This window comes from Streptomyces sp. NPDC005811, from assembly GCF_040630405.1.
GTDB lineage: Bacteria > Actinomycetota > Actinomycetes > Streptomycetales > Streptomycetaceae > Streptomyces.
This window is the reverse complement of the sequence record NZ_JBEXXK010000067.1, coordinates 38,134-63,957: the sequence shown is the minus strand read 5'-3', so window position 1 is coordinate 63,957 and position 25,824 is coordinate 38,134. Positions and strand designations below refer to the sequence as shown.

Below are 25,824 nucleotides of genomic sequence, written 5' to 3'. Positions count from 1 at the left end.
CGTGAGCGGCCGTTGTGGCTGGGGTCGGTGAAGTCGAACATCGGGCACACGCAGGCCGCCGCGGGTGTCGCCGGTGTGATCAAGATGGTGCTGGCCATGAACAACGGCCTGCTGCCGCGCACCCTGCACGCCGACGAGCCCACCACCCGCGTGGACTGGACGGCCGGTGCCGTCGGGCTGGTCCGGGAGAACACCGACTGGCCCCGGTCGGCGGACCGTCCGCGCCGGGCGGGGGTGTCCGCGTTCGGGGTCTCCGGCACCAACGCCCACGTCGTGCTGGAACAGGCCCCGGACGAGGAGACGGCGGACACCGGCGCGCCCGGTGACGCGTCGCAGGTCCTGCGCCTGCCGTCCGGGGCGGTGCCCTGGAGGGTCAGCGGCCGTACCCCCACCGCCCTGCGCGACCAGGCCCGGCGGCTCGCCGACTTCGTGCGGTCCCGCCCGGTGAGCGATCCGGCACACACCGCCGCCGCGCTGCTGACCACCCGGTCCGTGTTCGAGGAGCGCGCGGTGGTGCTCGGCACCGACCACGACGAACTGCTGCGCGGCCTGGACGCGCTGGCCGCCGGTCACGCCCGGCCCGGCCTGGTGACGGGCTCGGCCTCGGGCAGCGGCCGGACCGCTTTCCTCTTCGCCGGACAGGGCTCCCAGCGCCTCGGCATGGGACGGGAACTGCACGCGACGTACGAGGTGTTCGCGGACGCCTTCGACGAGGTGTGCGCCCAGGTCGACACCACCCTCCCACGCCCCTTGCAGGACGTGGTGTTCGGCACGGACGCCGACCTGCTGAACCGCACCGAGTACGCCCAGCCCGCGCTGTTCGCCCTCGAAGTCGCCCTGTACCGGCTCGCCGAGTCCTTCGGCGTACGTCCCGACGTGCTTCTCGGGCACTCCATCGGCGAGCTGGCGGCCGCCCATGTGGCGGGAGTCTGGTCCCTCGCCGACGCCTGCCGGCTGGTGGTGGCCCGCGGCCGGCTGATGCAGGCGCTCCCTGAAGGCGGCGCCATGCTCTCCCTCCAGCTCCCGGAGGCCGAGGTGCTGCCCCTCCTGGAAGGACGCACCGACCGGGTCGGCATCGCCGCCGTCAACGCGCCCCGCGCCACGGTGATCGCCGGCGTCGCCGCCGACGTCGAGGAGATCGCGGAACAGGCCCGGGCGGACGGCCACCGTGCCACCGCCCTCCGGGTGAGTCACGCCTTCCACTCGCCCCTGATGGACCCGATGCTGCGCGACTTCCGGCGTATCGCCGAATCCCTGGAGTTCCACCCGCCGCGCCTGACCGTCGTCTCCGACCTCACGGGCCGCCCGGCCGACCCCGACGACCTGGCCGGTCCCGAGTACTGGGTGCGGCACGTCCGGCACGCGGTCCGCTTCTCCGACGGCGTCCGCGCCCTGGCCGACCTGGGTGTCACCCGCTGCCTGGAACTCGGCCCGGACGGCACCCTGTCCGCCCTCGCGGCGCAGAGCCTGCCGACCCAGGACGAGATGCTCGCCGTTCCGGCCCTGCACAAGGACCAGCCCGGACCCCGCGCCTTCGAGACCGCCCTCGCCGCGCTGCACACCCGCGGCGCCGACGTCGACTGGACCGGCCTCCTCAGCGGCGAGGGCACGGGCTCGGACACGGACACCCCCGCCCCGCCGGCAGCGCTGCCGACCTACGCCTTCCAGCGGCGCCGCGCCTGGCTGCCCGCCGCGGCCTCCGGCGCCGCCGGGATCCGTGCCGCGGGCCTCGGGGCCGCGCGGCACCCGCTGCTCGGTGCCACCGTAGAACTCGCCGACGCCGGTGGCGTGCTCCTCACCGGGCGGCTGTCCGTGCGCTCCCCCTCCTGGCTCGCCGACCTGGAGGAGGCGGGCAGCACGCGGCTGCCCGCGTCCGTCCTCGTCGAACTGGCCGTACGGGCGGGCGACGAGGCCGGCTGTACCGTCCTGGAGACACTGACCCTCCGTGACCCGCTCACGCTGCCCCCGCAGGGCGCGGTACGGATGCAGATCCTGGTCGGAGCCGCCGACGACACGGGCCGCCGTACGGTGACGGTGCACTCCCGCCCGGACGACGACGAGGGCGACCAGCCCTGGCGCTGCCACGCCGAGGGCATCCTCACGACCACCACCACCGCCCGGCCCGCCGCGAACGTGAGGGAGAACGACGTCTGGCCGCCCGAGCAGGCCGAACCCGTCGACGTGGACGAGCTGTACGACCTGCTGGCGCTGCGCGGCCATGTCCGCGGTCCGGCCTTCCGCGGGGTGCGCGCCCTGTGGCGCCGCGGCGGTGAACTCTTCGCCGAACTCGCCGTCCCGGACGAGGCGCGCGAGGCGGACGCCGCCGCGTTCGGCCTCCACCCCGTCCTGCTGGACGCCGCGCTCCAGACCGTCCTGTGGGCCGCGCCCGCGGCGGGCGAGGGCCGTGTCGCGCTGCCGCAGGGCTGGCACGGCGTGACCGTGCACGCCACCGGAGCGGGCGCCGCCAGGCTGCGGGTCACTGGCGCGGGCACCGACCGCGTCGCGCTCACCCTGGCGGACACCCACGGGCGGCCGCTGGCCACCGTCGACTCCGTCTCCCTGGCCTTCTCCGCCGTCTCCGCGCAGGCCGCCGACGGGCGGCCCGACGGGCTGTACGCGCTGGAGTGGGCACCGGTGGCCGATCACACCGCCGACCGGGGCATCGCGGCGGGCGGGGACGGCGACTGGGCGGTGCTCGCCCCGGACGGCGCGACCGTCGCCGCCCAGCTCGCCCGGCAGGGTGTCCCCGTCCGTGTCCACGCGGACCTCACCGCGCTGCGGGCCGCCCTGGACGAGGGCACAGCGGCTCCCACGACCGTGCTGCTGCCGGTCGCCTCCGCCGACCTCCCGGACGACAGCCCGGGTCTCGCCACGGCCGCCCGGGACGCGACCGCCGCCGTCCTGGCCACCCTCCAGGAGTGGCTGGGCGACGAGCGGCTCGACGCATCCCGGCTGGTGGTGCTCACCTGCCACGCCGTGGCGGCCGCGCCCGAGGACCGCGTACGCGATCTCGTCCACGCCCCCGTCTGGGGGCTGGTGCGCACGGCCCAGTCGGAGCACCCCGGCCGCTTCCTCCTCGTCGACCGTGACACGCCCGACTCCCCGCCCCTGCCGGCTCTCCAGGGCGATGAGCCCCAACTCGCCGTCCGCGGCGAGGTGTTCCTGGCGCCCAGGGCCGTGCGCGCGCCGCGTCCCGCCGAAGGAACACCGCCGGCGTTCGGAGCCGAGGGGACCGTGCTGATCACCGGCGGCACCGGCGGGCTGGGAGCCCTGACCGCCCGGCATCTGGTGGCCGGGCACGGCGTACGGCGGCTGCTGCTGGTCAGCCGGTCCGGGGCCGGGGCACCGGGCGCGGCCGGGCTGCGCGACGAACTGACCGCGCTCGGCGCCGACGTCACGGTCGAGGCGTGCGACGTCTCCGACCGCGCCGCGCTGGCCGCCCTCCTCGCCGCCGTCCCGGCCGAGCACCCGGTCACCGCGGTGGTGCACACCGCCGGTGTGCTCGACGACGGCCTGCTCACCTCGCTCACACCGGAGCGCCTGGCCGCGGTCTTCCACGCCAAGGCCACCGCCGCCGCCCATCTGCACGAACTGACCCGGCGGCAGAACCTCTCCGCGTTCGTGATGTTCTCGTCCGCGGCGGGCCTGCTCGGCAATCCCGGCCAGGCCGGCTACGCGGCCGCCAACACCTTCCTCGACGCCCTCGCCCAGCATCGCCGCGCGGCCGGACTCCCGGCGACCTCACTGGCGTGGGGACCGTGGGAGCGGTTCGGCGGCATGACCGCCGCCCTGGATCCCGCCCACACGGCCAGGGCGGCCGCCCAGGGCGTCATCGCCCTCTCCGCCGAGCGGGGCCTGTCCCTGTTCGACGCCGGCCTCGCCGCCGAGCGGGCGCTCCTGCTCGCGATGCGTCTCGACCGGCGCGCCCTGCGCTCGCGCGCCGAAACCGGTGAACTGCCCCCGCTGCTGCGCGGACTGCTGCGCGTCACCGTCCGGCGCGGCGCGGCGGGCGGTGACGGCGAGGGCGGTGGATTCGCCCGAAGGCTCGCCTCCCTGCCCCGCGCCCGGCGGCACCGCGCGGTGGCCGAACTCGTCACCGGCCAGGTCGCCGCGCTCCTCGGGTACGACAGTGCCGACCTCGTCGGCTCCGACAAGCCGTTCAAGGAGCTGGGCTTCGACTCGCTCGCCGCGGTGAACCTGCGCAACCGGCTCGGGCAGGAGACCGGACTGCGTCTGCCCGCCACCCTCGTCTACGACCACCCCACCTCCGCAGCCCTGATCCGGCACCTGGCGACGGAACTGGGCCTGGGCGGGGAGCGGGACGAGGACGAGGACACCCCCGCCCGCCCCGGCACCGCCGGGCCCGACGACGACCCCGTGGTGATCGTCGGCATGGGATGCCGTTTCCCGGGCGGCGCCGACTCGCCCGAGGCACTGTGGCGTCTGGTCGCCGCGGGAGCCGAGGGCCTGGGCCCGTTTCCCACCGACCGGGGCTGGGACCTCGACGCGCTGTACGACCCGGACTCCGACCGCCCCGGCACCACCTATGTCCGCGAAGCCGGATTCCTTCACGACGCGGGCGAGTTCGACGCCGAGCTCTTCGGCATCTCCCCCCGGGAGGCGCTCACCATGGACCCGCAGCAGAGACTGCTGCTGGAGACCACCTGGGAGGTGTTCGAACGGGCCGGGATCGCCCCCACCTCCCTCCAGGGCAGCCGCACCGGCGTGTTCGCGGGCGTGACCTATCACGACTACGCCTCCGGGATGCAGAGCGGGACGGCCGGCAACGTGGCCGCGGGCAGGGTGTCGTACGCCTTCGGTCTGGAGGGCCCCTCGGTGGCGGTGGACACCGCCTGCTCGTCCTCCCTGGTCGCCCTGCACCTGGCGGCGCAGGCCCTGCGCGCCGGCGAGTGCGACCTGGCGCTCGCCGGCGGTGTGGCGGTCATGTCGCAGCCGGACCCCTACCTGGCCTTCAGCCGGGAACGCACCCTGGCCGCCGACGGCCGCTGCAAGCCGTTCTCGGCCGACGCCGACGGCACCAACTGGGCCGAGGGCGTCGCCCTGCTCCTCCTCGAACGGCTCTCCGACGCCCGGCGGCGCGGCCACACCGTCCTCGCCCGGGTCGCCGGCAGCGGCATCAACCAGGACGGCGCCTCCAACGGACTGACCGCCCCCAGCGGACCGGCCCAACAACGCCTGATCCGCCAGGTGCTGCGCTCCGCCGGACTCGCCGCCGCCGACGTGGACGCCGTCGAGGCCCACGGCACGGGCACCCCGCTCGGCGACCCGATCGAGGCACAGGCCCTCCTCGCCACCTACGGGCAGGAGCGTGAGCGGCCCCTGTGGCTGGGCTCGATGAAGGCCAACATCGGTCACACCCAGGCGGCCTCCGGCGCCGGCGGGATCATCAAAATGATCATGGCGATGCGGTACGGCGTCCTGCCCCGCACCCCGCGCACCGGCCCGCCCTCCCCGCACGTCGACTGGTCGTCGGGCGCGGTGGAGCTGCTGCGTGAGGACGTGGCCTGGCCGCCGGGCGACCGACCGCGCCGGGCCGGCGTGTCCTCCTTCGGTATCAGCGGCACCAACGCCCACGTGATCATCGAAGAGCCGCCCCGGGACGGGACCGCCGACGGTACCGACACCCCTGTCGACGGTCGGACCGCCGACGGCACCCGGACCGGGGCTCCGCACGCGCCCGGCGGCATCCCCCTGCCGCTGTCCGCGCGCAGCGCCGAGGCGCTGCGTGGCCAGGCGGCCCGCCTGCACGCGTTCCTGACGGAGGAACCGGCGGCGAGGCTGACGGACGTGGCCCTGTCCCTGGCCACGACCCGCTCCGCCCTGGAACACCGCGCGGTGCTCACCGTCCCCGACCGCGCCACGGCGCTGCGCACCCTGAAGGCGCTGGCGGACGGCACCGAGCCCGACGCCGCGGTCGCCGGCGGCACCGCCCCGACCGGCTCGGCACAGCCCGCCCTCGTCCTCGCCTTCCGGGCCGCCGACGCCGGGTGGACGGCGAGCGCCGCCCCGCTGGCCGACTCCGCGCCCGTGTTCGCCGAGGCCCTGGAGACCTGCGGACGGGCCCTGTCCGGGCTGGTCGACTGGACCCCCGCCGACGTCCTGGCCGGACGCACCGCACCCGACTGGCGGGGCCGGCCGGAGATCGCCGGACCGCTCGGCTGGGCGGTGGCCGTCGCGGTGACCGCGCTGCTGCGCTCGTACGGCATCGAGCCCGCGGCGACGACCGGCCAGGGACACGGCGAGATCGCGGCGGCCTGCGCCGCAGGACTGCTCCCGCTCGAAGCCGGCGCCCGGCTCGCGGTCCACCACGCCCGCACGACGGACGAGCCCGCACCCCCGGTCGGCTTCACGCCCGGCGCCACGCCCTTCTGCTCGGCCGCGACCGGTGGCTGGCTGGACGGGGAGGACACCGGCGCCGACCGGTGGGCCGCCGGTCTGGCGCGGGACGACGGCCGGCCCGAGCAGGCGCTGAGAACGCTGCTGGACAGCGGCCACCGCACACTGGTCGTCCTCAGCGGGCCGGACAGGGCGGGCGAAGCCCCTGACGGCGGCACCGGGCACGACGCGCGTGCGGACCTGCTGCCGCTCACCGGCGAGGACGGGCTCGACCTCGTGCCCCTCCTCGCACAGCTGCACGTGCGGGGCGTCGAGGTCCGGTGGGACACCGTGCTGGCACCCACCGGGGCACGCCGGGTCCCGCTGCCCACGTACGCCTTCCACCGCCGCCCCTACTGGATGGCCGCCGCCCCCCACTCCGCCGCCGGCACCACCACGGGCCCGGCGGACCGGCACCCGCTGCTGGACTCGGTCGTCGAACTGCCCGAGCCGGGCGGGCTCGTGCTGACCGGCACGCTCTCCGGCCCCGCCGCCGCCCCGCAGGCCGTGCCCGCGACGGTGCTCGTCGAACTCGCCCTTCAGGCCGGCGAACGGGTCGGGTGCGACCGCGTCGTCGAACTGACCGCGGCGGATCCCCTGGTCCTGCCCGAACGGGACGAGGTCCGGCTGCGGGTCACGGTCGGTGAGGCGGAGCCGTCGGGGCAGCGCCTCCTGCGCGTGTACTCCCGGCGCGCGGGCGCCCTGCCCGGCACGCCCTGGACGTGCCACGCCCGGGCGGTGCTGGGCCCCGCGGACGGCCCGGCCGCCTTCGACCTGGAGGTCTGGCCGCCCGCCGACGCCGAGCCCGCCGACCCGGCCGGTCTGCCGGTGCAGTCCGGTGAGGGGCTGCTGGGTCTGTGGCGCAGGGGTGACGACCTGTTCGCCGAGGTCGCCCTGACCGCCGAGCAGCGGCCGGAGGGTGCCTCCTTCTGTCTGCACCCGGCGCTGCTGGACACGGCCCTGCGCACCCTCACCCTCGGCGGGGAGGCCCCCGGCGCCGACACGCCGTACCTGCCCGACGCCTGGCACGGGACGACGCTGTACGCCGTCGGCGCCTCGTCGCTGCGGGTCCGGCTGACCCGCACCGGGACCGACACCGTCGCCGTGCAGGCCGCCGACGACACCGGGCGGCCCGTCGCGTCGATCGAGGAGATACGGCTCGGGGCCGTCGACCCGGCACGGCTCACCCGCGCACGCCTTGCACACCACGGTCCGCTGCTCCGGCTCGCATGGCCCGAGATCGGGTGCGCGGCCCCGGCGGAGAAACCCCGCTGGGCGCTCGTCGGACCCGATCCGCTCGGCGCCCGCGCCGCGCTGATGAAGGCGGGTGTCTACACCGAGGCGTACGACAGTCTCACCGCCCTCGCCAAGGCCCTCGACTCCGGGGCGGCCATGCCCGAGGCGGTCCTGACCGGCTGCGTGCCCGGGCCGGCGGACCCGACCGGTGCGGCCGCGGTGCGCGAGGTCGCCGGACTCGTGGGGGAGTGGCTGTCCGACGACCGGTTCGCCGACGTACGGCTCACCGTCCTGACCTCCGGCTCGCTCGCCGACGACGGCACCCGGGCGCCGGACCCGGCGGTCGCCGCCGTCTGGGGCCTGATCCGCTCCGCCCAGTCGGCCGACCCCGACCGGTTGGTGCTGGCCGATCTGGACGGCAAGCGCGCCTCCTGGCGGCTCCTGGCGGCGGCGCTGGCCCTGAGGGAGCCCCAACTGGCCCTGGTCCAGGGCTCGGTACGCGTTCCGCGACTGGCCCCTGTGCCCACCCGCGCCGACGACGGTGTGGGGTTGCTGCCCGTCGACCCGCAGGGGACCGTCCTGGTCACCGGAGCCGACCGCGCCGTCGGCGCCGAGATCGCGCGGCACCTGGTGGACCGATGGGACGTGCGCCGCCTGCTGCTCGCCGCCCCGGGCCGGGCGGACGAACTCGTCCGGCTCGAGGCGGAACTGACCGAGCGCGGTGCCGAGGTGACCGTCGCCGCGTACGACCCGGCCTCCCCGGGGGCACCGGCCGCGTTCCTTGCCGCGCTGCCGGCCGGGCACCCGTTGACCGCCGTCGTGCACGCGGCCCAGGTGCCGCAGCGCCGCGAGGAGGACGGCGCGGACGCGGAGCCGATGCTGGAGGCGGAGCTGAGGGCGGCCCTGCACCTCGCGGAGCTGACCGCGCCCGGCCGGACCGGCCCCGCCGCGGTGCCCCTGGTCCTCCTCTCGTCCGCCGCCGGCACCCTGGGGGCCGCGGGGCGGGACGACGAGGCCGCCCTGGGCGCCTTTCTCGACGCGCTCGCCCGGCGCCGCCATGCCGAGGGACTGCCGGGGCTGTCGGTGGCCTGGGGCCCCTGGGACGGCCAGGACCGGGCCGCGGGCGCGGCGCCGAAGGGGGTCGGACTGCTGTCCGCGGCCGCCTGCCGGGACCTGTTCGACGCCGCCTGCGCAGCGGACGCCCCCACCGCCGTCCTGCTCCGTCCGGACACCGGGACGCTCCGCGGCCGGTCGGGTGACGCGAGCCTGCCGGCCCCGCTGCGGGGCCTGGCCGGACCACCGGCGCGACGCCGGGCCGGCCGGCCGGGGGACGCGGGCGCCCTCAGCATGCTCCGGCGCCGCCTCGCCGCGCTGACCGACGCGGAGCGCGACGCCGTCCTCATGGACCTCGTGCGCGCCGATGTCGCGGCGGTGCTCGACTACGCCTCGCCCGAAGCCGTCGAGGACACCCGTGCCTTCCGCGACATCGGCCTCAACTCGCTCACCGCCTTCGCCCTGCGGAACCGGCTGCGCGAGACCACGGGGCTCCGGCTGCCCGCCGCGCTGCTGTTCGAGGCCGACACGCCCGTACTGCTGGTGTCGCGCCTCAAAGACGAACTGCTGACGACAACCAAGGAGAACAACCACAGATGAAGACCAACGGCGTCTATGTCGACACGGTCGGGGTGTACATCCCGGAGCAGCGGGTGACCGTCGAGGAGGCCGTCGAGCAGGGTCTCTACGACGAGTTCTCCATCCAGTACGCCACCGGCCTCACCACCGCCTACATCGCCGGCGACCTGCCCGCGCTGGACATGGCCGTACGCGCCGCCCGGAACGCGTTCCGCCGGTCCGGCAACGAGATCGACGACCTCGACTTCCATGTGCACTGCACCGCTGTCCAGCACGGCCCCGAGGGCTTCTACCCGCCCGGGTACGTGCTGCGGGAGCTCGGTGCGAGCGGAGTGGCGAGCACGGACGTGCGACAGCACTCCAACGGGCTGCTGGCCGGGATCGAGGTCGCCGTCGGACAACTGACGGGCGCCGCGGGCGCCGAGACCGCGCTGGTGACGGCCGCGGAGAACTTCACCAGCCCGCAGATCGACCGGTGGCGCGGCTTCGGCACCGGCTTCACCGCCAGCGACGGCGGCGCCGCCGTCCTGCTCAGCGGTGAGAGCGGGTTCGCGGCGCTGCGGGCGGTGAACTCCGGCACCATGCCGGAGCTGGAGCAGTGGCACCGCGGGGAGGAGTCGCTGCTGCCGTTCCGCGGGGAGGAGCGCAAGGCCTCCGGCACGCTGGACCTGCTGATGTACTTCAACCAGCACGTGATGCCGCTCGACAAGTGCATGGAGATGATCAGGGACTTCGAGCTGGATCTGGTGCACCGCTCGCTGGTCGACGCCGGGCTCAACGCGTCGGACCTGCGCTGGGTGGTCGCCGCGAACAGCGACTCCCTCATGGTCGAGCAGACGAAGATGCAGCCGCTGGGTCTGCCGATGTCGCGCTCCACCGCCCACTTCGGCAAGGAGTACGGGCACATGGGCGCCTGTGACATGGCGGTCTCCCTCAACCACCTGCTCGTCAACGGGCTGGTGTCGCCGGGCGACAACATCCTCATGACGACGTCGGCGGCCGGCTGGGTCTCCACCTCGGCCGTGCTGACCGTTCTGGAGATCCCGGACTGGGCCCAGGCCTGACGCAGAAGGACCCGGCACCACGCGGACGTGGTGCCGGGTCCTCCGGGAAGGTCACGCGTCCCGGTCACGCGTCCCGGTTGCGCAGCACGAGGTACCCGCCGAGCACCGCCGCGGCCACCCACAGCAGCATGATGACCAGACCGCCGCCCGGCCCGTAGGGCACGTCCGACCTCGGCACCACCCGCGCCATCGCCTCACCGGCCTGGTCGGGAAGGTAGTGCGCCACCTTCTTCGCGCCCGGCACCGAGGCGAGGATCTGGGTGACGAGGAAGAAGAACGGCATCAGGATGCCCATGGACAGCATGGAGCTGCGCAGCATGGTGGCCACGCCCATCGAGAACACGGCCATCAGCGTCATGTAGAGCCCCGCGCCCAGGGTCGCGCGGAGCACGTTGTGCGCGCCGATGGTGGTGCTGTGCGACCCGAGCACGGCCTGCCCGGCGAAGAAGGTCACGAAGCTGGTGGCGATGCTGACGACGAGGGCGGCCCCCGCCGCCACCGTCACCTTGCCGGCGTAGAGGAGGCCGCGCCGCGGCACCGCCGCCAGCGAGTTGCGGATCGCGCCGGTGCTGTACTCGCCGCCGATGACCATGACCCCGAACGCGATCAACGCCAGCTGGCCGAGGAGGCCGCCGGTGAAGCTGGTCCCGGCGGCGTCGAAGGCGAGCTTGTCCTGCTCCGAGAGGTCGTCGTAGTTGGCGTTGGAGAGCGCGCTCACCAGCGTGCCGAAGGCCACGGTCACGGCGAACGCGGCGAACAGGGTCCACCCCGTGGAGCGGACGGTGGTGAGTTTGGCCCACTCGGAGCGCAGGGTCGCGGTGGGTGCGGACATGGGTCAGGACTCCGTTCCGGTGGTCTTCGGCGTGTTCTCGCCGGCGCTCGACGCGCCGTCGGCGGCGGGCGCGCCCGTGCGGTACTCGGCCGCCTCACCGGTCAGGGCGATGAACGCCTCTTCCAGCGAGGCGTGCTGCGGGCTCAGTTCGTGCAGCAGGACGCTGTGCTCCAGGGCCAGCTCACCGAGCCGCTCCGCCGGGGTCCCGGTCACCTCGAAGGCCCCCGCGGCGTTCTCGGTGGCCGTGATGCCGGCCGCCTCGAGGACGTCCCGCAGCTTCTCCGGCTCGGGGGTGCGGATCCGTACGGACGAACGGGAGTTGTGGTCGATGAACTCCTGCATGCCGGTGTCGGCGAGCAGCCTGCCGCGGCCGATGACGACCAGGTGATCGGCGGTCAGCGCCATCTCGCTCATCAGATGGCTGGAGACGAACACCGTGCGGCCTTCCGACGCGAGCCGTTTCATCAGGGTCCGGATCCAGTGGATGCCTTCGGGGTCGAGTCCGTTGACCGGCTCGTCCAGCATCACGATCTCCGGATCACCGAGCAGCGCCGCGGCGATACCGAGCCGCTGCCCCATGCCCAGCGAGAAGCCCTTGGGCCGCTTCGTGGCCACCGCGCCGAGCCCGACCTCCTCGAGCACCTCGTCGACCCGTGACAGCGGTATGTCGTTGCTGAGGGCCAGACACCTGAGGTTCTGGTACGCGCTCCGGCCGCCGTGCATCGCCTTTGCGTCGAGCAGGGCGCCGATGCGGCGCAGCGGTTGCCTCAGCCGGGCGTAGGGCTCGCCGTCGATGAGGACCCGGCCGCCCGTGGGGCGGTCCAGACCGAGCATCATCCGCATCGTGGTGGACTTGCCCGCTCCGTTGGGGCCGAGGAAACCGGTGACACAGCCTGGCCGGACGGTGAAGGTGAGGTCGTCGACCACCACCTTCTCGCCGTACCGCTTGGTCACTCCTGCAAGCTCGATCATGTGGTCCACGCTAGGCGGAGCCACCGCCTCCAACCGGTACCGATGGGGATTTGTCTAGGGGTTCTCCCAGACTGCGGCGCGGTCATCGCGAGGGAAGCGCCGTCAGGTCCCGCGACGGGGCGGTGTAGTACGGCAGATACGCGTCGAGCAGCGCGCCCAGATACTCCGGATCCGCGAACGCGGCACGGAAGTCCGGCACCAACTGCCGAAGGCGTCCGACGGCCGCCCGCGTGACGGCTGTCGGGCCGGGGCGGAGCACACGGTGGGCCGTGACACCGAGACGGTCCTCGATGGCCGCCACGATCGCCTCCACCGGCTGCGGGACGCCCGAAGCCACGTTCACCACCTCGCCGGACACGCCGTCCGCCAGCAGCCTGTCGACCGCGTGCACGAGATCCCGTACGTCCAGCAGGTCCCGGTGGGCTCCCTGATGGACCGTCACCCGGCCCTCCGAGACATGCCGTACGAGGGTCGGCAGCAGTTGGTGCGGCCTCTGATGGTGGCCCACCGCGTGGCTCACCCGCAGGATCAGGTGGTCGACGCCCGAGGAACGCACGACGCTCTCCAGCGCCAGCTTGTGCCGGCCGTACGTGGTCGGTGGCCGCAGGGGGCCGGCCTCGCTCACCGCCTCGTCCGTGAAGCCGTACATGGAGAAGGAGGCGGTGGAGAGGAACAGCAGCCTGCGGCCGGCCGTCCGGCACTCCTCCAGGACCTCGTAGAGGAGCCCGGCCTCACGGTCGTACTCGGAGGGTGCCGTGGTGGCCGTGCTGGAGACCCCGGAGGCGATCGCGGTCACGTCGGGGAAACGGTCCCCGAAGGCCTCACCCAGGTTGCGGGCCAGGAAACCGTCACCGATGATCCGCACCGCCGGCCCCCTCCCCGGCGGCGACCGCCGTGGCTCCGCCGACGCCCGCCAGGGGCAGGCCGGGGGAGATCCCCGCGACGCTGCGCAGGGCCGCGACCAGCGTCCTCGCCTGCACATTCACGTAGTGGCTGTACTTCAGCAGCTCCCCGAGCTGGCGCAGGGTCACCCAGCGGTAGTCGCCGGGGACCTCGGCGGGCACGCCGTCGTCCACCTCGATGATCAGGTACCGGTTCTGCGCGTTCAGGAACCGGCCGCCCTCCTCGGAGAGCACCGTGTCGAACAGCACCTGCTCCGGACGGGCCTCCGTGACCAGGTCGAGGAAGCGGGGGTGGGCCGACACCGGCAGATGGGCGTAGTTCTCGGGGGTGCACTGCACGGTGGGGCCGAGTTCGACCACGTCGAGATAGCCCGGTTCCACCCGGGCGTGCACCAGACAGTGCGGCACGCCGTCGATCCGGCGCACCAGCATCGCCACCACGCCGATGCCGTGCGGTTCGAGCAGCGGCTGCGACCAGGAGGTCACCTCACGCGAGTTGGACAGGACGTCCACCGGCACGATGCTGAAGAACAGGCCCCGTTCGTGGGAGATGCGGTCCTCCGCGCGGAACCAGTCGCGTCCCTCGACCTCGCTCAGGGGCAACAGGGAGGCGCTGACCTCGCGTTCGCTCTGCTGTGTGGTGATCCAGCTGCGGATCGCCACGTCCGAGTGGACGCCGGTGGCCGGTCCGGCGCCGTGGTGCCAGTCCGGCAGGCAGGAGAGCACCGTGCGCGCGTCCATGTTGACCAGGTTCTCGTAGTGCAGCAGCGCGTTGACCTGACGCAGTGTCAACCAGCAGAAGTCCTCGCCCGCCTCCACCTGCGGACCCACCTCCACGATCATGTTGCGGTTGCGTTTGCAGAAGAACCACGAGCCCTGCTCGGACTGGAGGACATCGGCCAGCACCCGACGGCCTTCCGCCTCCGGCTCCCGGAAGCAGTCCAGATAGGGCACCGACGCACCACCGTGCACCCTGGTGTAGTTGCTCCTGGTGGCCTGCACCGTCGGCGACAGCTGCACCCCGTTGACATTGCCCGGCTCGGACTTGGCCTGCATCAGGCAGTGCAGCACCCCGTTGGTCTCGCGGACCGCGAGACCGAGGATGCCTATCTCCGGCTGCCTGATGATCGGCTGGGTCCACTCCGGCACCGGACCGAAGTCGGTGCGCACCCGCATACCGCGCACGGTGAAGAACCGCCCGCTGCGATGCGCCAGATCGCCGGTGTCCGGGACGAAGTCCCAGCCGGACATGTCGGCGAAGGTGCTGCGGCGCACCCGCTGGCTGTGGGTGCGGCGGCGCTGGTCGAACCAGTCGAAGAACTCGACGTCGGACATCACCTCGCCCCCGACGGCCGTCGCGGAGAGGGCCAGCCGGGCGGCGAGGACCGCGTCGGTGTCGGGCTCGGGACCGGTCGTGTTGAGCTGGGGCATCGCTGCCTCTCCATCGGATCGTCATCGGATCGAGGCGCCCCCGGCAACTGCCTGGGGGCCTGTGGAGCCAGGGGCCGACGCGGGGGCGTCAGATGCCGGGGCGGACCGTCACCCCGGGTGCCGGACCGCGGCCCGGCCGGTCGGCTCGACGGGGCCCGGCCCGTCACCGGACCGGCGCGCGGCGGGCGCCAGCGCGGTCAGCACCAGCCCGTCAGCGACCAGCCATCGGCCGGTGAGCCCGGCGCCGCCCACCGGAGCCGAGAATTCCGGGGGAATCGGCACGAGCAGCCCGACCTCGAACGTGCCGCACGCCGCGCCGGCGACGTCCCGCTCCCGGGTGAAGCGCAGCCGCGCCTCCTCGAACCCCAGCGGTCGGCGGGCGAGCGGGAACCACACCTTGTAGACGGATTCCTTGGCGCTGAACAGCAGCCGGTCCCAGGGCACTTCCGGTGCCGTCCGCCCGTGCCGGGCGAGGTCGTCGCGCTCCTCGGGCAGCGACACCGCCTCCAGCACACCGTCCGGCAGCCGGGCCGCCGTCTCGGCGTCGACGCCCAGCGCCGCCAGATCGGTGGCGCGGGCGACCGCCGCCACCCGGTAGCCCTCGCAGTGGGACAGCGCGCCGACCACTCCGGCGGGCCAGCCGGGCTCTCCCCGCGGACCGGGCAGCAGCGGTTGCGCCGCGAGTCCCAGCGCGGCCAGCGACAGACGGGCGCAGCGCCGCCCGGTGGCGAACTCTCGCCGGCGCTTGTCCACGGCCCGCGCCACCACCGCCTCCTCCTCCGCGAACAGCGGAGGTGTGGTCAACTCCCCCCGCACCTCGGTCACTTCGACCGTGTCCGGCAGCAGGCGGCGCATCAGCGACGTCATCGGGCACCTCGCCGGGGCAGTATCTCGCGCAGCAACGGATCGGGCATGCCGCGGGCCTGCCACTCGCGCGGGTACCCCAGTGACACCTCGCGGTGCGGTACCCCGTCGTGCCAGGTGGTGCGGGGGATGTGCAGATGGCCGTAGACGACGGTGGCCGCCCGGTAGCGCCGGTGCCAGTCGTGGGTGGCGGTGGTCCCGCACCACAGCGCGAACTCCGGGTACCGCAGGATGCGGGTGGGCTCGCGGACCAGCGGGAAGTGGTTCACCAGCACGGTCGGCAGATCGGGCGGACAGGCGTCCAGCCGCCCGCGGGTGTACGCCACCCGGGCCCGGCACCAGGCCGCGCGGTCCGGGTAGGGGTCGCTGTGCAGCAGGAACTCGTCGGTCGCGACCACCCCCGCCTTCTCCGCCCGGGCCAGCCCATCGGCGGTGCCGGTGGCGCCCGGCGGCAGGAAGGAGTAGTCGTACAGCAGGAACAGCGGCGCGATCACCACCGGCCCGTCCGGTCCGGGCCACTGGACGTACGGGTCCTCCGGGGTCAGCACGCCCAGCGACCGGCACAGTTCGACCAGGCTGCGATAGCGGGCCTCGCCGCGCAGGGGCACCGGATCGTCGGGGTGCGTCCACAGCTCGTGGTTGCCCGGTACCCACACCACGGTCGAGAACCGCTCCGCGAGCAGCCGCAGCACCCACTCGACGTCCGCCGTCAGCTCCCCGATGTCCCCCGCGACGATCAGCCAGTCGGAGGGATCGGACGGGCGCAGCCGCCGCACGACGGCACGGTTCTGCTCATAGGCGACGTGCAGGTCACTGACCGCGTAGAGCCTGCCGCCCGGCACATGGCTCACCGTTGTGCTGCCTCGCCCGTCACGGGCCGCGGATCGGTGGTGGTGGGCATGGGAGCTCCTTGCTGGCGGTCCGGCGCCTCGGATGCGCGTCCGGCGCTCAGCTTTATGCCACCCTCCTCTCCCGCCGCACAACGCTCAGCCGCCCCACGGGCCCAACTACGGGGGAAACGACCAGACTTCCCGCCGCCGGGGCCGGCACGGGCCGGACGTGCCCGATAGTGGCGACACACCCCCTGAGGAGCACGCCCGTGATCCGGAGCGACGCAATCCACTGACAGAGGACGGACGAACAGCGTGAGTGCTTTCCCCGCAGACGACGGCCTGTGGTGCCGGAGGTTCGACCCGGCCCCCGAGGCCGCCCACCGCCTGGTCTGCTTCCCCCACGCCGGCGGCTCGGCCAGCTACTACCGGCCCGTGGCCACCGCGCTCAGCCCGCGCGTCGATGTCGTCGCCGTGCAGTACCCGGGCCGTCAGGACCGGCGCAACGAGCCGCTGATCGACGACATCGGCACCCTGGCGGACCAGGTGCACCAGGCGCTGCGCGGCTGGGACGACCGCCCGCTGACCTTCTTCGGGCACAGCATGGGCGCGCTCGTCGCCTTCGAGGTCGCCCGGCGGTTCGAACGGGAGGGCGGCGGCCCGGTACGGCTCTTCGCCTCGGGCCGGCGTGCCCCTTCCCGTCACCGCGACGAGAACGTCCACCGCCGTGACGACGACGGCATCATCGCCGAGGTCAAGTCGATGAGCGGCACCGACGACCGGCTGCTGGGGGACGAGGAACTGATCCGCATGATCCTCCCGGCGCTCCGCGGCGACTACCGGGCCGTGGAGACCTACCGGTCCGCTCCCGGCGCCACGGTGGAGTGCCCGGTCACCGCGCTCGTCGGCGACAGCGACCCCAAGACGTCCGTCGACGAGGCCCAGGACTGGGAGAAGCACACCACCGCGGACTTCGACCTGCGCATCATGCCGGGCGGCCACTTCTACCTCAACAGCCGTGCCGCGGACGTGCTGAAGGCGCTCGACGACCACTTCACCGCACGGACCGCGCTCCAGGACACCTGACCGGCGTTCCCCCTGCGAGCGGCCGCCCGTCGCCCACCACCCGCCGCGCGGTCAGGCCGCTCCCTGCGGGCGGATCGTTTCGGCGGGCGGACCCGACGGGCCCGTCGGGTCCAGCAGGACCGCTTCCTCGAGGGCGCTCGCGAGCCCGGAACGGCCCGACGTGGACATCTTGCGGTAGCAGCTCGTCAGATGTTTCTCCACGGCCCGCCGGGAGACACCGAGGGTGTCCGCGATGGCCTGGTTGGTCAGACCCTCCACGGCCATCCGCGCCACCATCCGCTCCGCCGCCGTCAGCCGCCCCCGCGTCGGGACACCGGCCGCCGCCGGTCCCAGCAGCTCCTGCGCGCGAGCCGCGATCCGCGACGCGCCGCACTCCACGGCCAGCTCGTACGACGTGCGCAGCGCCGCCTCCGCCTCCGCGGCATGGCGGGGCGCCACCGCCTCCGCGAGCCGCAGCAGAACCGACGCCCTCGTGAGGAGATCGGAGGAGCCCTCCAGCACCCCGGCGGCCTCCCGCAGCAGCCTCGGTGCCGAGGCCGCGCCCGTCACGGCCGCCTGGAGCGCCAGCGCGCGGCCGAGCCCCGAGGGGGCACCCCAGGCCCGTGCCTGTTCGAGATGCCGCTCGCACACCTGCTCGGCTCGCTCGGCCTCGCCCGCACAGTGCAAGGCGCGCGCCGCCCAGTACGCCGCCGGCGCCAGCACCGGATTGCGCCAGCCGGTGCGATCCAGGGCGTACTCGGCGTCGAGGAAGTACTCCACGGCCATGGCCGGCTCGTGCCGCCGTTCCGCCTGCATGCCCCGCACCATGGTGAGCAGCCCGGTCAGCACACAGTTCTCGTGCACCGCGCGGATCCGTTCCGGCAGCCCGTCGAGCAGTTCCGCCTCGCGGGTGCGCAGCGCCACCATGACCAGGGCGATGATCGAGAGCGTGCTCGCCTCCTCGGTTCCGATCACCGAGCAGGCTCGCACCGCCCGTTCCCGCGCGGCCGTCAGCCTGCCCTGGGCGAGCAGGACCAGCGCCTGCTCACTGAGCACCACCGACTGTTCCAGCAGACCGCCCCGGCGCTCCGCGTCGGCCAGGGCCGTGTCCAGCCAGGGCATCAGTCCGGCGGTCGAGTCGACGGTGACCGAGACCGGCACCACCAGCGGCAGCATGGTGTGCACATGGGCCGCGCGCGCCGGCTCGTGTTCCCGTACCCGGGCCGCGAGCGTCCTGATCTGCGCGGCGGGCAGCGCGGCGGACACCGTCAGGGTGTACAGCAGAGCCACCAGCAACTCCCGCTGGCCCGCGTGCGACATGTCCGGCCGCCGGCCCAGTCCGGTCAGCCGGTCCGCGGCCGACGCGAGCACCGACGGATCGATGTCGCAGAGATGGTGCAGCCGGGCCTCCAGCAGCGGTTGCAGCGACTGCCGGCCGGTCGTCCGTGCCTCTGCGGCGGTCAGCTCCTGCGCCGTCTGCCGCATCACGTCCCCCAGCGACAGCAGCGTGGCACCGGTCGCCACCGGGGTCAGCGTCAGCAGCGCCTCGGCCCGGGCCCGGGCGCCGGTCAGGAGCGGGAACGCCTGGGTGATGTGCCGGACCGCCACCGACGGTGCGAAACTGCGCTCCACCGTCGCCAGTTCCACGAGCAACAGGGCACGCTCCTCGCTGTGCGGTGGTACGTCGCGCAGCGCCCGGCGCAGATAACGCGCCGCCGTCTCCGGGGCCCCGCGCAGCGTGGCCGCCTCGGCGGCGCTGCGCAGCGCCGTCATCGAGTCGTCGTCCAGCGGGGCGGTGGTGGCGAGGAGATGGCCGGCCACCCGCTCGGGCGTACTGCCCCGGTAACGCAGCAGTGCGGCGGCCCTCAGATGCAGCCGGTTGCGTTCGCCCGGTGGCGTGGAGTCCTCGATCACCTCGTGCACCGCCCGATGGGCCAGTCCGAGAGTGGTGCCCCGACGGACGAGCAGTGTCAGCCGGCGCAGCCGCCAGAGACTGGCCTCCCGGTCCACCCGGTCGAGACCGGCCAGTTCACCCACCACCTCCGGATCGGCCTCGTCCCCGAGGACCTGCAACGCGCGAGCCGCGGTCAGCACGGACGGCGGCTGTTCCCGAAGACACAGCAGCAGCCGCCGGCGCAGGGCCGGCGGCACCAGCGTGGCCACCTTCGGCGCCTCGGCCGCCACCGGGGCGATGCCGCGGGATTGACATTCCTGGAGAAGCGAGACCAGGTGCAGCGGATTCCCGCGCGTGGCGTCGTGACACGCGGCGGTGAACTCGGCGTCGGCCGCCACACCCAGGCGCTCCAGGATCAGGGCGTCCACCGACGCCGTGCCGAGCGGGGCCGGGAACAGGGTGTGCTCGGCGGCGGCGACCGGACGGACACCGGGCGGCTCCGCCGCGGGTTCTCCCTCGCAGACGGTCGCGGCGACCAGGATTCCCCGATGGGGCACCTGGTGCGCCAACTGGTCCAGCCAGTCCAGCGTGCCCTCGTCCGCCCAGTGAAGATCGTCGATGAGCAGGACCGGGGTGCGGTCCTGGCTCATGTTCTCCACCATGGACAGCAGAGCGCGGACCGTCGTCGCCGAATGCTGCCGGGGCGACTCGGGGTCGCCCTGGAGGAAGGCGAGCGCGGGCCGGGCGGGCCCCGAGCACCATCTGCCGACGAACGCACCCGACTTGAGCACCGGTTCCAGCAGTTGGCGGGTGACACCCAAGGAGAAGGAACGCTCCGAGGGAGCCGCATAGGCACGCATCACCAGGGGGCGGCCGGGCGCCGCGGAGCCGGCCACCGGGCCGGTGGCCAGGCCCGCGGCGAGTTCACCGATCTCCGACAGGACGGCCGACTTGCCGATTCCGGGCGGACCGCTGATCACGACCATGGATCCATTGCCGTGCGCGGCGAGCCGGAGAGCCTCGGCCGCCTCTTGCAGTTCGTTCTGCCGCTCGAGCAGCATGCCAGCGGCCTCCTTGCGCGGTGTGGTTGAGCCTGGGAGCAGTGCGGGGTGTTTCGGGTGCGCGGCGTCATGGGCCCCTGGAAGGGCCGCCGTCCTGGGTCTCGGGTGCCGGAGACGCGCTGTCGGCCCGTCGCCCCTGGCGCGATCCGGCCGCCTCCCGGGCGACGACGGCCTGGACGAAACGCCGGGAGGCCAGGTCGGGCCCGAGCCCGCGCAGCGCGCGGTCGGTCAGCCGTGTCGTCTGCGGCGCCGGAGAGCCGAAACCACGGCGCAGATCGGTCCAGGCCCGGGCGGAGCCGGTACCCCACCGCTCGGCCAGCCGCGCCTCCTCGGCGAAGAGCTCCGCAGCCCGACCGGTGTCACCACAGCCCAGGTGGGCCAGGGCGGCCAGGGAGCGCCAGGCCACCAGTCCGGGGTTGGACCACCCACGTGCCGCCGTACGCCGACCGCACTCCTCGGCCTCGGCCAGCGCCTGCCGGGGGCGCCCCTGGCAGAGGTACAACTGTGCGCGGGCGTAGAGCAGATGGATCCAGGTTCCGCTCTCGTCCGCACCGGGCGGCAGCTCCTCACCGGCCAGCCGGCCGGCCTCCGCGTAGCGTTCCCGCGCCACGAGCAGGCGGATCTCCATCGCCCGGAGCAGGGGGAGCCGTCGGGGACCCCACACCTCGGCCGGTGCCAGGGAACGGCACGAGCTGAGGTCGTGCACGGCCGTGTCCGGGGCGCCGGCCTGCAGATTCAGCTGGGCGCGCAGCAGCCGTCCCCACCCCACGAGGGCGGGGCTGTGGCGACGTCCGGCCTCGGCGAGCGCCACGTCCAGCGCGTCGCGAGCGGCGTCGTGGGCGTCCGCGACGGACAACGCCCAGCAGGCGGTGAACCGGGGGGACAGCGCCTCGTCGAGCGGCTCCCGCAAGGCCTCCAGGGAGATCTCGCGCACCGCGGCCGCGTCGTGTCCCCGCGCTGTCTGCCGCCACGCCTTCACCGCGAGCAGGGCCGCACGGGTGTCCGGACCCGGCTCGGGCCCGGCAGCCGTCCAGGCCCCGTGTGCCGTGGACGGCCCGGGGCGCAGGACGTCCGTCGGCCGGCTCGGGGAGCCCACCGGGGGGACACCCGTCGGCCCCACGCCGTACCGCACGCGGAACCGGGCCGACCCGGTGAGCATGGGATGGGGTTCGCCGCGGCTGAGCAGGAGGTCCGTGGCGGCGGCGCGTACCTGCCGACGGACCTGCGACGCGGACAACAGCTCCGCGATCCTGCGGTCCGACGCCTCGGGCGCGATCACCGCGTACGCCTCGGCGACCTCCAGGAGTACTTCGGCGCGCTCCGCCAGGTGCAGCGGCTCGCGCAGCGTCCGCTCCAGCAGTTCCGCCGCCTCGGCGTGCCGACCGCGACCGAGCAGGGTGCGGGAGGCGCGGCGCAACACCGGCGGAACCCAGGGCTCACCCAGCGGCACGGTGTTCAGGAGCAGACCGGCCAGCGCCTCCTCGTCGGCGTCACAGCGGTGCGCCCAGCGGGCCGCCTGCGCGTGCAGCCGCTTACGCTCGTCGCCGTCCACGCCGGTCAGCAGCCCGGCCGTGCAGCCGGTCATCCGCAGCTGCGGCGGATCATCCGGGTGGATGAGATCGTGCACCCGCAACGTCCTCACGGCGCACGACAGTTCGGTGTCGGCCAGGCTTACGAGGGCCGCGACCCGGTCCAGCGGGAGCAGCCCGCGGCAGACGGCGAGACCCTGGATCAGCGCGAGCGGTCCGGCGCTCAGCTTCGCGGCCGACTCGGTGGCCCGGTCCCTGTCCGCGGTCGCGATCTGCTGGGAGAGCGCCGTCCGCAGGCCGACGGCGGACACCAGGGCGGGCTCGCGGCGCAGTGTGTCCAGGGCCCGCAGCATCACCCAGGGCCTGCCACGTGTCAGCGGGAAGACGCCTTCCCACCAGGTGCCGTCGGACGCCTCCGGGACGGGCAGTGCCGCCGCGGTGCACATGGCGTGGAATTCCGGCACACCCAGCGGCCCCAGTTCGAGCGACAGCCCGCGGCTGTCCGGGAAGGCGGCCGCCTGGTCCAGGAGCCCCGCGCAGGCGTCGGGGAACTCGCCGTCGGCGCTGGTGACCGACAGCAGCACCCCGAGCGGCGCCGACGCCAGCCGCCGCAGGAGCCCCGAGATCACCTGTACCGACTCCGGGTCCGCCCACTGGACGTCGTCCAGGGCGAGGAGTGTCGGCCGGCTCGTGGCCAGGAGGTAGCGGCACCACCCCTGCACCGAGTCCTCCGTGGGCGGCTCCGCGGCGAGGGCCGGGCCGCCCGCCGCGGACCGGATCGACCGCAGCTGTCGTACGAAGGCATACGGGGCGGGCGGCGACGGGGCCGTGCCCACCGCGGTGAGCACCTGGACACCGGAGACCCGGGCGAGGGACATGCCCCGCCGCAGCAGGCGGCTGCGTCCGGCGCCCGGGACACCGTGGACCACCGTCACACCGGGGTGTCCGACGGCCAGCCGGTTCGTCATACGGATCAGCGCCGCTTGTTCGGCCTGCCGTCCGTACAGCGGTGTGAAGCCGTCCAGCGGGGCCACCTGAGCCAGGAAGGGCTTTCGAGGTGTCGTCAGGCGGTCCGGCGGGCTGCTCACAGCTCCCCCTCACGGGTCCGGGTCGCACGGGGCCGGGAAGGGGCCCGCAGGACGTCCGGGAGCTCCTCCCGGCCGCTCACGCCGAGCTTCTGGTAGGTGTGGGTCAGGTGCAGTTCGACCGTGCGCCGCGTGATGTAGAGCGCTTCCGCTATCTCCCGGTTGGAGCGGCCGGCCATCGCGAGGGCGGCGACCCGGCGCTCCCGCGCCGTCAGCGCGTCGTCGGGGAGGTTGGTGAGCCGACGGGGCCGCCCGCCCGCCTCGGTGAACCGGAGCCGGATGCCTTCGGCGGCGTTGCCCGCCCCGCACCCGGTCATGAGGTCCAGCGCGGTCCGGAGCCGGGGCCGGGCGGCCAGGGGGTCGCCGTCGTCGAGCAGGGCGGAGCCCAGGGCGTACTCGGCGCGCGCCCGCAGCAACCGGGCGGGGGATTCCGCCAGCCGCGCGCAGGCGTCGTCGAGGAGCCGGTGCCCCGCGCGGCCCGGCGTGGCCAGGCCGCGGGCCAGCAGGATCAGTCCGGCGCCGCGCGGGGTGTCGGAGCGGGCGCCGTGCGCGCCGCCCTGGGACGCCACCTGGCGGGCCTCGGCCGGGCGGCCCAGTTCCGTCAGCAGATCTGCCGCCTCCAGCCACCACGGCAGCACCAGCGGGGACTCGGCGCCGTCCGGGCCCAGGGCCCGGCCGCTGGCGCGCAGCGCGATCAGCGCGCCGCGCAGGTCGCCCCGGGACCGTCGCACGGCGGCCGTCGCCCAGTAGTACACGGGGTGGATGTAGGAGAGCCGCCGCAGTTCCGCGGAGTCGACCTGCGAAAGGACGGCCGCGGCGGCGGCCATGGTGCCGCGCTGGGCGAGTACGTAGGCGAAGACGGCGGCCGATGTGACGGCGGGGCCCTCGCGCCGGCGTTCGAGTTCCAGGGCGTGCCGGCTGTCCCGCTCCGCCGCGGGCAGGTCTCCTGTCGCGCTCAGTACCAGGGCCCGGACCGTGAGGGCGTGGATCCGGCTGGGGTCGAGTTCCCCCCGGAGCGGGTTGCCGAGGAGCCGGTCGAGTGTCTCGAGTGCCGTGGTGTTGTCGTCGGTGAGGTTGGTGACGACCGCGGAGGCGATCAGGGACAGATCACCCAAAGGCGTGCTGGGGCCCTCGACCGCGGGGAGGCGGGGGGGCTCGTCCACGGGGCGGCCGCTGAGGACCGACAGCGTGGCGCGGGCGAGCCGCAGCCGGCGGTCGCCGGGGCTGTTGCCGGCGGGCTCGCCGCACACCCGGGAACGCTCCCTGACCCAGTGCATGGTCTCGGGGCCCAGCGCACCGGTGAGCAGCAGGGCGGACTCCAGGGCGGGCCTGCACTCCTGAGGAACGACGACCTTGCGCGCACCGGCCCGGTGCTCCAGCACGTCGGCCAGCAGCCGGGCCGCGTCGTCACCGCGGCCGAGGACGACGAGGGTGTCGGCGTACCGCAGGGCGATGTCGGCGAGTTCGTGTCCGTCGGTGCTGCTCGTCAGCAGGGTGCTCAGGTGGTGGACCGCCAGGTTCGGTGCGGTGGTGCTGAGCGTGTCGGCCAGCAGGGCCCTGATCCGGCGGAGCATGTGGGTGTTCTCGCCGGCACCGATGTCCAGGGCGTGCGACAGGTAGCGGACGGCGGCGCTCGGCGACGGGGTGTACAGGGCCGCGCTGTAGAGCGCCTCCAGCATCCACGGCGCGCCGCCGTACCGGATCCGCAGGAGTACGTCCGCCACCTGGGCCGGCGGCCGGCCGGCGTCCTCCAGGAGGCGGGCGGCGCGGGCGTACAGCGGAATGAGGTCGTCGCGGGACAAGCCGTCCGGTACATGGTCGGCGGGGTCCTCCGCCGACGCTCCCGGGGCGAGGGGGAGGAGCCGGCGTTCGGTGAGGTGGTCCAGAGCCCGCCGTACGGCGGGCAGCGGCATCCGGATCAGTTCGCTGACCAACTCGGCGTCGGAGCACCCCAGTACGGCCACGGCGGACAGGACGGTGGAGGCGGAGGAGGGGAGAACCTCCGGGCCTGGGCACGTGGTGGGGCCCGGGCCCGTCCCGGCGCCTGTCGCACCCTGCGCGCCGCAGTGCCGGTCGACGAAGGCGTGTACGGCCGAGGGGATGCCCTCGGAGTGCTCCAGGCAGGCACGCAGCAGGGCCGGGGAGGGGGCGTGTCCCAGCCTCCGGGTGAGCAGTTCGGCGATGTCGTTCTCGGGGAGGGGAGCCAATGCGACCGTGGTCCACGCGTGGTGGGTGAGCAGCGAGACGAGGCCCGGTGGTTCGGCGACGGGGGCGGCGGTGATGACCGGCAGCAGCGGCAGCCCGAGGGATCTGCGGAGGACGTAGTCGAGGGCGCGCAGTGACTGCGGGCGGGACAGATGCGCGTCGTCCACGGCCAGAACCGCGGGTCCGCGCCGGCAGAGTGCCACCACCGTCTCGTGGAGCTGATGGCACGACAGCGGGCTCTCGGCCCGCGGATCCCGGCCGAGGGACGTGTGCCCGCGTACGGCACCGGCGGAGTCGTACCAGGTTCCGTCCGCAAGGCCGGCGCGCAGCACGGACGTCCGGGGTGCCACGAGGTCGCAGAAGGCTCGCAGGAGTGCGCTGCGGCCGATTCCGGCAGGTCCTGTCAGCATCATGCCCGGGACCGACCCCGAGCCGGTCCGGGGGATGAGGTCCACCAGCGCCGAGAGCAGCGCGGATCTGCCCACCAGGGGTTCGGCCGGGGTCTCACTCGTGCTCGGTGATCGATGGGCCGGTAAGGCCGAGGTGAGGTTCACGGGGCCACCGAATGTTCTGTGGGGGACGGACACTTGATGGGCTCGGTGCGGGGAGGGAAATGGAGCGGGAAGGTTGGGTGCGCACAACGGCAGCCGAAGGTTTCGGCTCACAAGGCCCATGGGTGAAGGGCATAAGGCGCCCACCGTTTTGTAAACGGTTTAAGACGCTTTGTTCTTGGTTCACGGTCGGCACACACAACGCTCTGGATTGTAGCCGATTCGCTCTGTCAACATGGGGGCCTGTGAAGGACCCGCGATCGGAATGGTTTGGG

General features: G+C 74.2%; 12 protein-coding genes. 3 read left to right on the top strand and 9 right to left on the bottom strand.

The features are described from left to right. The first annotated feature begins 12 nt into the window (after positions 1–12). The gene (locus tag ABZ490_RS44885) at positions 13–9,285 is read left to right on the top strand and encodes a type I polyketide synthase (protein ID WP_359004202.1); all 9,273 of its coding nucleotides are present in this window, start codon (positions 13–15) and stop codon (positions 9,283–9,285) included. After that, a complete protein-coding gene (locus ABZ490_RS44880) occupies positions 9,282–10,328 on the top strand; it encodes a ketoacyl-ACP synthase III family protein (protein WP_359004199.1) in 1,047 nt (348 codons plus the stop codon). The genes ABZ490_RS44885 and ABZ490_RS44880 overlap by 4 nt, the downstream gene beginning before the upstream one ends. Positions 10,329–10,392: 64 nt before the next feature. Here the strand turns inward: ABZ490_RS44880 and ABZ490_RS44875 are convergent, their stop codons facing one another. The 6 genes from ABZ490_RS44875 to ABZ490_RS44850 form a co-directional block, all read right to left on the bottom strand. After that, the gene (locus tag ABZ490_RS44875; RefSeq protein WP_359004196.1) at positions 10,393–11,160 is read right to left on the bottom strand and encodes an ABC transporter permease subunit; all 768 of its coding nucleotides are present in this window, start codon (positions 11,158–11,160) and stop codon (positions 10,393–10,395) included. 3 nt (positions 11,161–11,163) lie between these two features. Then, complete coding sequence (locus tag ABZ490_RS44870) at positions 11,164–12,132, bottom strand: ABC transporter ATP-binding protein (protein WP_359004193.1); 969 nt, start codon at positions 12,130–12,132, stop codon at positions 11,164–11,166. Positions 12,133–12,214: 82 nt separating this feature from the next. Then, positions 12,215–12,997, bottom strand: coding sequence for an NAD-dependent epimerase/dehydratase family protein (locus tag ABZ490_RS44865; protein WP_359004190.1), 783 nt, complete (start codon positions 12,995–12,997; stop codon positions 12,215–12,217). Next, positions 12,981–14,465: an NDP-hexose 2,3-dehydratase family protein gene (locus tag ABZ490_RS44860; protein ID WP_359004187.1), complete on the bottom strand. Its 1,485-nt coding sequence runs from the start codon at positions 14,463–14,465 to the stop codon at positions 12,981–12,983. The genes ABZ490_RS44865 and ABZ490_RS44860 overlap by 17 nt, the downstream gene beginning before the upstream one ends. Positions 14,466–14,573: 108 nt before the next feature. Then, on the bottom strand, positions 14,574–15,332 hold the full coding sequence (locus ABZ490_RS44855) for a 4'-phosphopantetheinyl transferase superfamily protein (protein WP_359004184.1): 759 nt from the start codon (positions 15,330–15,332) through the stop codon (positions 14,574–14,576). After that, entirely contained in the window at positions 15,329–16,180 is an 852-nt protein-coding gene (locus tag ABZ490_RS44850) for a metallophosphoesterase (protein WP_359004181.1), read from the bottom strand. The genes ABZ490_RS44855 and ABZ490_RS44850 overlap by 4 nt, the downstream gene beginning before the upstream one ends. A 294-nt stretch (positions 16,181–16,474) precedes the next feature. On the opposite strand from ABZ490_RS44850, the gene ABZ490_RS44845 reads away from it, so the two are divergent. Continuing rightward, positions 16,475–17,245 (top strand): thioesterase II family protein, encoded by a 771-nt coding sequence (locus tag ABZ490_RS44845; RefSeq protein ID WP_359004178.1) that lies wholly within the window; start codon positions 16,475–16,477, stop codon positions 17,243–17,245. A gap of 51 nt (positions 17,246–17,296) precedes the next feature. Here the strand turns inward: ABZ490_RS44845 and ABZ490_RS44840 are convergent, their stop codons facing one another. From ABZ490_RS44840 to ABZ490_RS44830, 3 genes are all read right to left on the bottom strand, one after another. Next, complete coding sequence (locus ABZ490_RS44840; protein WP_359004175.1) at positions 17,297–20,179, bottom strand: AAA family ATPase; 2,883 nt, start codon at positions 20,177–20,179, stop codon at positions 17,297–17,299. A gap of 67 nt (positions 20,180–20,246) precedes the next feature. After that, entirely contained in the window at positions 20,247–22,796 is a 2,550-nt protein-coding gene (locus ABZ490_RS44835) for an ATP-binding protein (RefSeq protein ID WP_359004172.1), read from the bottom strand. Beyond that, positions 22,793–25,552: a LuxR C-terminal-related transcriptional regulator gene (locus tag ABZ490_RS44830; protein WP_359004169.1), complete on the bottom strand. Its 2,760-nt coding sequence runs from the start codon at positions 25,550–25,552 to the stop codon at positions 22,793–22,795. The genes ABZ490_RS44835 and ABZ490_RS44830 overlap by 4 nt, the downstream gene beginning before the upstream one ends. Between the last annotated feature and the right edge of the window lie 272 nt (positions 25,553–25,824).

Excerpts from the sequence above, each read along its gene's own strand:
- ABZ490_RS44840 (WP_359004175.1), bottom strand. The coding sequence starts at position 20,179 with ATGCTGCTCGAGCGGCAGAACGAACTGCAAGAGGCGGCCGAGGCTCTC.
- ABZ490_RS44870 (WP_359004193.1), bottom strand. The coding sequence starts at position 12,132 with ATGATCGAGCTTGCAGGAGTGACCAAGCGGTACGGCGAGAAGGTGGTG.
- ABZ490_RS44860 (WP_359004187.1), bottom strand. The coding sequence starts at position 14,465 with ATGCCCCAGCTCAACACGACCGGTCCCGAGCCCGACACCGACGCGGTC.
- ABZ490_RS44855 (WP_359004184.1), bottom strand. The coding sequence starts at position 15,332 with ATGACGTCGCTGATGCGCCGCCTGCTGCCGGACACGGTCGAAGTGACC.
- ABZ490_RS44875 (WP_359004196.1), bottom strand. The coding sequence starts at position 11,160 with ATGTCCGCACCCACCGCGACCCTGCGCTCCGAGTGGGCCAAACTCACC.
- ABZ490_RS44880 (WP_359004199.1), top strand. The coding sequence starts at position 9,282 with ATGAAGACCAACGGCGTCTATGTCGACACGGTCGGGGTGTACATCCCG.